Origin of the sequence: Thermoanaerobaculum aquaticum (genome assembly GCF_000687145.1) — a bacterium.
Classification (GTDB): Bacteria; Acidobacteriota; Thermoanaerobaculia; order Thermoanaerobaculales; family Thermoanaerobaculaceae; genus Thermoanaerobaculum; species Thermoanaerobaculum aquaticum.
Window position 1 is genome coordinate 1 of the sequence record NZ_JMFG01000043.1, and the last position, 8,633, is coordinate 8,633.

At 57.2% G+C, this 8,633-nt stretch carries 9 protein-coding genes; 8 read left to right on the top strand and 1 reads right to left on the bottom strand.

The window, feature by feature from the left end:
- The 7 genes from EG19_RS11805 to EG19_RS13490 form a co-directional block, all read left to right on the top strand.
- Window positions 1–1,149: RHS repeat domain-containing protein (locus EG19_RS11805; protein WP_038050560.1), on the top strand; the 1,149-nt coding region annotated here is incomplete at its 5' end.
- 13 nt (window positions 1,150–1,162) lie between these two features.
- Complete coding sequence (locus EG19_RS11810) at window positions 1,163–1,624, top strand: hypothetical protein (protein WP_152544057.1); 462 nt, start codon at window positions 1,163–1,165, stop codon at window positions 1,622–1,624.
- 15 nt (window positions 1,625–1,639) lie between these two features.
- Window positions 1,640–3,196: an RHS repeat domain-containing protein gene (locus EG19_RS11815; RefSeq protein WP_038050563.1), complete on the top strand. Its 1,557-nt coding sequence runs from the start codon at window positions 1,640–1,642 to the stop codon at window positions 3,194–3,196.
- Window positions 3,197–3,212: 16 nt separating this feature from the next.
- Window positions 3,213–4,220 (top strand): hypothetical protein, encoded by a 1,008-nt coding sequence (locus tag EG19_RS11820; RefSeq protein ID WP_152544058.1) that lies wholly within the window; start codon window positions 3,213–3,215, stop codon window positions 4,218–4,220.
- 221 nt (window positions 4,221–4,441) lie between these two features.
- Window positions 4,442–5,644: an RHS repeat domain-containing protein gene (locus EG19_RS11825; RefSeq protein ID WP_235208741.1), complete on the top strand. Its 1,203-nt coding sequence runs from the start codon at window positions 4,442–4,444 to the stop codon at window positions 5,642–5,644.
- A 25-nt stretch (window positions 5,645–5,669) separates the two neighbouring features.
- A complete protein-coding gene (locus EG19_RS11830; RefSeq protein ID WP_038050566.1) occupies window positions 5,670–6,173 on the top strand; it encodes a hypothetical protein in 504 nt (167 codons plus the stop codon).
- 321 nt (window positions 6,174–6,494) lie between these two features.
- Complete coding sequence (locus EG19_RS13490) at window positions 6,495–6,749, top strand: hypothetical protein (RefSeq protein ID WP_152544060.1); 255 nt, start codon at window positions 6,495–6,497, stop codon at window positions 6,747–6,749.
- 95 nt (window positions 6,750–6,844) lie between these two features.
- Here EG19_RS13490 and EG19_RS11840 read toward each other — a convergent pair whose 3' ends face one another.
- Window positions 6,845–7,231 (bottom strand): hypothetical protein, encoded by a 387-nt coding sequence (locus tag EG19_RS11840; protein ID WP_038050568.1) that lies wholly within the window; start codon window positions 7,229–7,231, stop codon window positions 6,845–6,847.
- An 82-nt stretch (window positions 7,232–7,313) separates the two neighbouring features.
- Here EG19_RS11840 and EG19_RS11845 point away from each other — a divergent pair, with 82 nt between their 5' ends.
- Window positions 7,314–8,312, top strand: a complete 999-nt coding sequence (locus tag EG19_RS11845) for an RHS repeat domain-containing protein (RefSeq protein ID WP_152544061.1) — start codon at window positions 7,314–7,316, stop codon at window positions 8,310–8,312.
- The last annotated feature ends 321 nt before the right edge of the window (window positions 8,313–8,633 follow it).

Sequence of the window (8,633 nt, forward strand, 5' to 3'; positions counted from 1 at the left end):
GGGGAGCGGATTGCGGTGCGGAACCACTTGGGTGGGACGGCGGCGGTGTTTTTGCGGGACCTTGGGGGCAACCCGTTGCGTGTGTACCTCCGCACGAGCACCGGGAGCTGGAGCTGGAGTCGGGACGATGTGTGGGTGGGGCGGGAGCGGGTGGCGTCGGTGTATGCTTCTGGGGTGCAGTACGTGCATTCGGATCACTTGGGCAGTCCTCGGAAGGTCACTGACAGTTTGGGGAACGTGGTGGCGAGCAACGACTTTTACCCCTTTGGTCTTCCTGCGGCCACGACGGGATTGCAGGGGAGCTGGTTTTCGGGGTACGAGTTGGAGCACCAAAACACGGCCAGCACCTACACCGATGATTTGTACTTCCTGCATGCTCGGTGGTACTTCCCGCAACTTGCCCGCTTCCTTTCCCCCGATCCCGTGCGGGGGGAAGTGTTTTCGCCGGAAAGCTTGAACCTCTTCGCTTACGTCGGTGGGAATCCCACGAACTTGGTGGATCCGTGGGGGTTGGCGGCCAGTGGTGGGTCGGGGGGAGGTCCTGGGTACCGGATACTTCCTGATGGGCGCATCTGTGTTTTTGGGGAGGACGGAGAAGAGCATTGCGGGTATTCTGACAACGTGACTGTGACCGCACCGGCCGAGCGGGCTGGTGGTGTACCTTCGGATTACTTCCGGCAACAGCAGATGGCTGAGCTTTACGCGTGGGCGGCGATGCAGGATCGTGCGGCGTTTGCTGGTCAGCGAATATCAAGTCATGGGTTTGTGTTTCTTCGGCGCTTGTTTGACGCGATTGCAGCAAATACGGATATAGGGGTGAGCGCCAGCCTTTTTTACCGCGGTTGGTCGTGGTCTGCGGACCAGTGGGGGGCTCATGGGGATGGCACGTGGGCCTTTGGTAGTCTCGTGAAAGGAGTAGCCCCGAACACCCAATCCTGGGTCGTGGGTGCTGATCTTTACGTTTCCTTTGGGTCCGATCGCTTGCGCGCTTTAGATCCTCCGTCGGTTGGCTTGGGGTTTGGGTGGCCAGGGGTGGGTCGCCTTCCGGGTATTGAAGTTCTGTTCGGCAAAAGCGGCGGAGTTGTTGGCATTTCCTTACACTTCGGTCCCTCGTTTTTCTTCCCGCCGGGGTGGGTGACGAACTACTAAGGGGATGAGGAACATGGCATCGAAGGAAATAATAGTCCCAACCTTGTTTTTGTGGCTACTGGCAGCCTGGTGTTTGTGGATTTCCGGAAAGTCGTTTCGTGTCCGTAGTGGCTCCGAACCTCTTTCAGCGCTGTTTGGCGTAGTCTCGGGTGCTCGATTTTGGCCAGATAAGGCGCGACGGGGCTATCTTCTGTTTAGCGGTGGGTTTTGGCTCGGGGTTTCGACAATTGTATGTGTTTTTGAGCTGCTTGCCGCGAGCAATCCTACCGGCAGCGGCGAGAAATACGCGATTGCGTTCCTGGTATTAGCGTCTTATTGGAATCTTCTTGAGGTGTTCTTTGCGCGCCGAGGCATTTTCTTTGTTCCCCTTTTTGTCAAGTTTTTTGGGGCGAAATCCGCTACGCTAATTAAGGCGTTCTTGGCGGCGGGTAGTTTTTTCCAGTTGTGGCGGGCCCTGGGCTGGTCCGTTGCTTGATGATTGTCTTAGCGTGTGCTGGGGCTTTCGTGGACGCAGCAGGGTAGCGGCTCGGCGCGGGGAAAAACGGGCGATCTCGGATCCTGGTGCCAGAACATCACCAAGCTGGGGGCTGATGCCCTGAAAGTGGAAGAGGACACTTTCACCGACGATCGGCTTTCGCCGCTGACGAGGTGGCAGAGGAAACAAGGGACGAGCATTCTGGCGGATGAAAGCTACAGCTTTGATGCTTTTGGCAACCTCACGAACTACGCGGGAAGAACGCTTCCCGTTTTAGGCACCACCAACCGGCTGGCCTCGGCAAGTTACGACGCTTCGGGGAACGTCACCTCTTGGGGAAGTTTCAGCTACACTTGGGATGTGGCAAATCAGATGACCGGCATGCAAGGAAATGGGCTTTCGCGGCGGTTTGCCTACACGGCGGCAGGAGAGCGCATGTTGGAGTGGGATCAAAACCTTTCCCGCTACACCTTGAGCTTGCGGGGGTTGGCAGGCGAGGTGCTGCGGGAGGTCACGTACAGCTACGGTGCTTCGAGCAACTCATGGCAAGTCTTTTGGGAAAAGGACACCATGTGGGCAAGGGGAAGGCTTCTTGCCAACGTTTCGCGAAATCAAGGGATTCAGCACTACCATGTGGATCGCTTAGGATCGCCGAGGATGGTGACGAACCGTTGTGGGCAACGCGTGAAGACCTTTGATCACAACCCGTGGGGAATGGATCGTTTTGCCGGGATGCAAGATGGGGAACGGCATCGTTTCACGGCGCATCAGCGGGATCTGGGCAATCTCACCCGCAGCTGGGATGATGTGGACTACATGCACGCCAGGTACTACACAGGGTATTTGGCCCGCTTCCTTTCCCCCGATCCCGTGCGGGGGGATGCTCCAAGACCCCAGTCGTTTAATTTGTTTTCGTACGTGGTGGGGAACCCTGTCAATAGTGTTGATCCCGATGGGAGAGCAGCGAACTTTTTGACGACTAGCCGCGAGCAAGCGATGGCGCGGGTTGCGGAAGAGCTGCGGCTCTTTGAAAGCCTCGCGGTTTGGCAAGCCCTGTTTGAGCCTGGGCCTTCGGCGACTGTTACCCTTTACGCGGGCCCGGCCATAGCGGCGAGGGCGACGGTTGCCCCAGGAGAAGTGGAAGCGGCGCGGCAGAGCATCCTTGATTTTCTCCAGGCACCCGGGGTGATGGAAAGTATCAGGAACGCGTTTTATCCTTTTATTGAAAGGAACGCGCTGAATCGATCGACAGGCAGAGAGGCATCAGGATACATTATCAGGGTGAGGTCTACTGGTGCCATTGTTTTTCGATTTTCTGGCGCGTCTAAGCCTGGGGAACGCGATCGGGTGACGTTTTCTTTGCCTCGTGTAGATGTATGGGACTATCTTGCCGTTGCTCACACGCACCCATGGTACGACAGTCGGTGGCCTTCGAGCAACGATATTGCATCACTTAAGAGCGTTTTTGACGGGCAAATTCGTTTTATGCTCGTATTCCACTACGAGGGCGTTACGGCTTACGATAAGCAATTGGGGATTAACCTTGAGGTAGTTGCGGGAAGTTGGTGGTAATTGAAGGGGGTGCACGATGCGCACGCTTTTTGTACTGCCGCTTTTTTCGGTTTTGATGGTTTGTTGCACCGTGGCCAGCGTACCCGCGAGAAAAACCGAGCGCCTCTCGGTGGCTAAGGAAGCCCCCACACCCGAGCAAAGCGCAGGCCGAAGCGTAGGCGCTGTGCAACAATTCGTGGCAGGGGATGGGGGCAGCAAAGGCGAGCCCTGGTGGGCGAACAGGCTTGCGCCACCTAGTACAGCTATTTTCTACCGCAATGAGCCGGTTCCCTCGGTCTACCGCTCTGCTTCGGTTGCAGCTGTGGATCTATTTGCGCCTCTTGACGCTTTGCGAGCCTTCACCTGGGAGAAGCTTTGGATTAAGCATCCCGAGGATCCGGCCCTTGATGAGTTGATCCTGCGCGGCAGTGTGCTGGTGGTTTGGAGTGACTATTACGTGGGTGAAGAACACAAAGGACCGCTTTGGTTCTATTTGGGGCGCACCGGCGACTGTCCGGCGGAAACGGTTCTTGTCGCGCGGTGGGTCGAGATGGGTCAGACCAGCCGGGATCCGGAGTCGGAGTACCGAGAGGCTCTGGAGGAAATACTCCGGACGTCGCGGGTTACGGAGCTCGCCTGCAAGACGGGGGGTCTTAGCGAGCTCAACGCACTGGCGGAAGCCATCGACGATCTTACGTTCCCAGCGACACTGAAGTGTGACGATTACCTGTACCGACCTGGCGAGCGGCTACCGGCTTTTGTTTTCCGCCTCTTCGGTGGCGGTGGCCGTTCGACGAAGATGCTCGGCGGGGTTGATTGCGGGGAAGGGGAAGCACACGGCAACCTACTTGCGTGGTATGCGCGGGCAATGAAGGTTTTGGCAAAACTCCGGAAGGCAGTTGAGGAGGAGCGTCTCCCGTGGGGTTGGTGCAGTTTGGCGACAGAGGATGGCCTTACGTTTTTGGAAAAACGGCCACCGCACTCCCCGATCGATTGGGAAGTGGACCTATGGCGCGGGCTTACTTGGGAGCCCGCAAAGCCGTGATGAATGCCGTTACTCGCCTGTGAAGAGCCTTATTTCGGCGCCGTTGTGGCAAAGACTCGTTGTTCTGTAACCCCAACATCCATGGCAACCTCACGAACTACGCGGGGAGAGCGCTTCCCGTTTTAGGCACCACCAACCGGCTGGCCTCGGCAAGCTACGACGCTTCGGGAAACCTCACCTCGTGGGCAGGTTTCAGCTACACTTGGGATGTGGTGAACCAGATGACCGGCATGCAAGGCAATGGGCTTTCTCGGCGGTTTGCGTACACGGCGGCAGGGGAGCGCATGTTGGAGTGGGATCAAAACCGATACATTGTAAGCGTGCGGGGGTTGGCAGGCGAGGTGCTGCGGGAAGTCACGTACAGCTACGGTGCTTCTTCAAACAGCTGGCAGGTGTTTTGGGGAAAGGACACGGTTTGGGCAGGGGGAAGGCTTCTTGCCAGCGTTTCGCGAAATCAAGGGATTCAGCACTACCATGTGGATCGCTTAGGATCGCCGAGGATGGTGACGAACCGTTGTGGGCAACGCATGAAGACCTTTGATCACAACCCGTGGGGAATGGATCGTTTTGCCGGGATGCAAGATGGGGAACGGCATCGTTTCACGGCGCATCAGCGGGATCTGGGCAATCTCACCCGCAGCTGGGATGATGTGGACTACATGCACGCCAGGTACTACACAGGGTATTTGGCCCGCTTCCTTTCCCCCGATCCCGTGCGGGGGGACGTGCTTTCGCCGCAAAGCTTCAACCTCTTTTCCTATGTCAGGGGCAATCCCATCAATTTTGAAGATCCTTGGGGTTTGATGGCTTCAGGTGCGGTGGCAAGTGGAAATAAGGAAGAATGCAAGACCGACGTGTGCGTAGACGTTAATGCTGCGGACCCTTGCCCTGGGGCACCTGCGGGGGTTTCCTGCGAAGCTTGGAAGGCTTTCAAGGAAATGCAACTGCAGATGCTTTTGGATCGGTACCGCTGGAGTTTTTCGGGCAACTGTGGTTCTTTTGCTGGAGCCGTGTGCCCTACTCAGCGGAACCACTGGGTTGCGGGACAGTCTGACCCCACGCTGGTCATTCTCCGCGAAGTTGGCAAGCTTGAGCCAGTTACCAGCGGCATGACGATGCTTGTCAGCGAGGCAACTGTGATTGTTGCGGGGGGCATGGCAATTGAAGCCGTTCCTCCAATCGCCCTGAAAACCGGTGCGGGCGGATACCTTCAGCTTTCCGACCCGGTCACGGGTCGCTTTAGCGGGCCCACTTTGCAGGCGCTCGTGTTTCGGGCATCGAACGCTCCGGTCAGTTGGTTCCTAGCTGGGTGGGTGCACGGGTTTAATAACGGCCCGATTCCGTTTTCGGTCCCTCCCGGGCCCGCGGCCTACAGGGTGGGCTATGGGGCTGGTCAGGCGGCGCGATTCCTTGTGGGATGGTGAAACTCGCGCGTTCCTGGAGGCACGGATGAGCGGCTGCTTGATCGCTGCACTTGTTATCCTGACGTTACTTCTGCTTTTCTTCTGGCCGGCCGGACGCGCGCGTTTCCGCAATGTGCTTATACGAGATTTGCGTCGTCATCTTGAATTCTTGCTAAAGGTCACCAGAGATGGTTCCTTTCTGATTTTGGAAGACGGGAAATCGTCCAGGTTCCTCCAGTTTCGCAAGGCAACTGATAATAAAGGCGGTGGCTTTCTGGTGCTGGACTTCCCGGACGCTCCATGGTCTCGCTGTTACTTCGAGGGGATTGCGCGTGCTCTTACGGACCACGGCGTAAACTTCACGATGGTTGAAACCGAATCACTTGAGTGCCCCCGGTTTTTGGAGGTGCAAAATATCGTTAGCGCAGAAGAGGCACACGAGATCGCCAAAATTCTCTTCAGAGAGTTAGGATTCGCTGAAGATGCTAAGGTGAACGTCTTACTTCACGCCAGTGGCGTTGAGCGGGTGGGGCGGTCCGTCAAGGGCTAGGAGCTGGCCACTTCCTACGTGGTGGACTCTTCGAACTCACAGGCCGTTGCGATCCGACGTCGCCTTCTAAGCCAAAGGCGTGTGTCACAGCAAGTTCGGAAGTGCGGGTACGACCGGGTGAGCCGGCTTAGACGTTGGCAGAGGAAACAAGGGACGAGCATTCTGGCGGATGAAAGCTACAGCTTTGATGCTTTTGGCAACCTCACGAACTACGCGGGGAGAACGCTTCCCGTTTTGGGGAGCACCAACCGGCTTGCGGGGGCAAGCTATGACGCTTCGGGAAACCTCAGCTTGTGGGCAGGTTTCAGCTACACTTGGGATGTGGTAAACCAAATGACCGGCGTGCAAGGGAATGGGCTTTCTCGGCGGTTTGCGTACACGGCGGCAGGAGAGCGCATGTTGGAGTGGGATCAAAACCTTTCCTGCTACACCTTGAGCTTGCGGGGGTTGGCAGGTGAGGTGCTGCGGGAAGTCACCTACAGCTACGGTGTTTCTTCAAACAGCTGGCAGGTGTTTTGGGAAAAGGACACGGCTTGGGCAGGGGGAAGGTTTTTGCCGGTGGTATCGCGGGCTTAAGGTAGCAGCAGTACCGCGTGGTTCACTTGGGACCATTGGGCCCGGTCAGCAGCCCGTAGCGGGAAACTCGGAAGGTTTGCACTGGAAAGAGAAAGCTACAGGTTCTTAGCGACCAACGCCAAGATGGCAAGCAAAATCGTGAACTGAAAGCCCATGAGCCACCAGAAGTTGCGGCGAAGCTCGGCAAAGCGGCTTTCCCACTGGTCCTCCATGCGGTCCAGACGCGAGGTTAGCTCAGAAAAGCGCTTTTCCCACCGATCCTCCAGGGCGGCCAGTTGCTGCGCCCAACGCTGCTCCAGGTTATTGAGTCGCTCGTCCCAGCGCTGCTCCAAGCCCTTGACGGCATCTTCCAGGCGTTCCAAGCGGTGGCCGATGTGGGCCATTTCCGTGGCGAGCTGCTGGGCAAAGCGCTCCTGGCTTTCCTTCCAGCCCTCCAAGTGGGAAATCCTTTCCGCCAACTCGGCAAGGGGCGCGCTGGCCATGCTCAGAATATAGCACTGCGCTGGGCGAGATGCATTCTTTGGAGTGGTTGTTCCAAGCTAGGGTTCGGTGTAGGCTTTTGGGGTGGCTTACGTGCCCGGCGACCACTCGCGCAGTTCCATGAAGATCACGGACGGTTCGGGGAATGTGGTGGCCAGCAACGATTTTTACCCCTTTGGTCTTCCTGCGGCCACGACGGGCCTGCAGGGGAGCTGGTTTGCGGGGTACGAGTTGGAGCACCAAAACACCTCCAGCACGTACACCGATGATTTGTACTTCTTGCATGCTCGCTGGTATTTCCCGCAGGTGGCGAGGTTTCTCTCGCCTGATCCCGTGCGTGGGGATGTCTTTTCTCCGCAGAGCTTCAATCTTTTCGCGTACGTAAGTGGGAACCCAGCCAATTTCGTGGATCCATGGGGTTTGGCGGCTTTGGACCCCTTAGCGCAGCAGGGAAATAGCTACATGTTTTCAGAGCAAGTAACGGTTACGGCGGCACACCCGTGTCCTGGGGCACCTAAAGAACTTTCTTGCGAAGCGTGGCAGTCCGTGAAGGAAATGCAATGGCGAATGATCCTTGGTTGGAACCGTCCGCTCTCTCAAACCCCGGCGCTTTTCCCAACACCCACATCCCCGAACATGCGGGCGGCTCGGCCGGAGGAGGTCGCCAGAAGCGCCGAAAGTCTTTCGAGTACGGAGAGAGCGCCGGAACTTGTGTTTGGTGGCGGACTGAAGGTGACATTCGCGTTTCCTATTTTAGGAAAAAAGGTTCCCCTCCTCTTGGTGGGGGAAGCTTCTTGGCAACCTTGGACAGTGGTTAAGTTAGAGGCGTCGGTGCAATCGGGTCTGGGCACTCCCAGTGTTGCTGGCGGCCTGTTCTTTTTTTTGCAAAACGCGGGATTTGGGAACGAGCCGTCGAGTGGATTCTCGATTTTCGGGGGGCGGGGGTGGGGGGGTGGTCTTAGCGTGCTGCTGGAAAACAAGTACCTTGGCAGAGCGGAGGTTCTCTTTGGTGGTGGCGTTGGGTTAGCTGGCACGGTTCCCGTATATGTCTATCCACTGGGAGCGCGCGAATGGGGGCATTAATGGAATCGCTAGGAATGATTGCAATCTTTGTTTTTGGTCCGATTTGGGCTGTGGCAGAGGAGCTCATTTTTCGCCGGATCAAGGAACGCCATCCATTGGTTTGGGAGAAACTAGGGCGGCCTCAAATGCGGGGCCTTCCGATCACACGGACCCAGCGGAAGCTAAACAAGTTCATGAGCGACCCTGAGGCCCTGGAATCGCTCGGAGACCGAGCGATAGTGGTGTTGGATTCCGTTGTTACGATCTCTCGGCTGGTTACTTTGCTGGGCGTTCTCGCGTTATTGGGTGCTCGCTTAAAGGTGTGAGGCCAGGGTGCCATTG

What these genes read in the sequence shown, in the direction of transcription:
- EG19_RS11810 (WP_152544057.1), top strand. Translation starts at nt 1,163, where the DNA reads ATGGCATCGAAGGAAATAATAGTCCCAACCTTGTTTTTGTGGCTACTG.
- EG19_RS11820 (WP_152544058.1), top strand. Translation starts at nt 3,213, where the DNA reads ATGCGCACGCTTTTTGTACTGCCGCTTTTTTCGGTTTTGATGGTTTGT.
- EG19_RS11825 (WP_235208741.1), top strand. Translation starts at nt 4,442, where the DNA reads ATGACCGGCATGCAAGGCAATGGGCTTTCTCGGCGGTTTGCGTACACG.
- EG19_RS11830 (WP_038050566.1), top strand. Translation starts at nt 5,670, where the DNA reads ATGAGCGGCTGCTTGATCGCTGCACTTGTTATCCTGACGTTACTTCTG.
- EG19_RS11840 (WP_038050568.1), bottom strand. Translation starts at nt 7,231, where the DNA reads ATGGCCAGCGCGCCCCTTGCCGAGTTGGCGGAAAGGATTTCCCACTTG.